Annotated in this window: 2 pseudogenes; both read left to right on the top strand. The window is 48.5% G+C overall.

Annotation, left to right across the window (positions count from 1 at the left end):
- A pseudogene (locus ACRPFF_RS11325) lies at positions 1–131 on the top strand (sigma-70 family RNA polymerase sigma factor); the annotation flags it as partial.
- Between the two features lie 130 nt (positions 132–261).
- Positions 262–373: pseudogene (locus ACRPFF_RS11320) on the top strand (hypothetical protein); the annotation flags it as partial.

The following is a 373-nucleotide window of genomic DNA, read 5'->3' as shown; positions in this document are numbered from 1 at the left end:
GCAGGGCACTTGTCATCAGCTGGCTTTTTGCCATATTGAAAAACAAAATTATTGACGCATTACGTCAAATCGGGAGACGAAAGAAAGTCTATACCGAACTGGATGACGTGCTGCTGGATGAAGCATTTCAATGACACAAGGCTTGGCACACGGCAGGTTCGCCGCCTCGCAAAACGGCGAAACCCTCTTTTATTATGAAATGCGAACACGGCATGATTAAAGAAGTGAAACTGCCCAAAAACAAATAACCCCCCGTTTTTCAAACAATACCGCCGCTACAACATCACCACTGCCAAGCCCGGCGACGACTACGCCGCCATGCGCGAAGTATTGACTGTCTCTTATACACATCTCCGAGCCCACGAGACTCGAC

Source organism: Neisseria sp. SLRRB23, assembly GCF_050896295.1.
GTDB lineage: Bacteria > Pseudomonadota > Gammaproteobacteria > Burkholderiales > Neisseriaceae > Neisseria.
The sequence above is the reverse complement of the archived record's forward strand: the minus strand, read 5'-3'. Positions and strand labels throughout refer to the sequence as shown.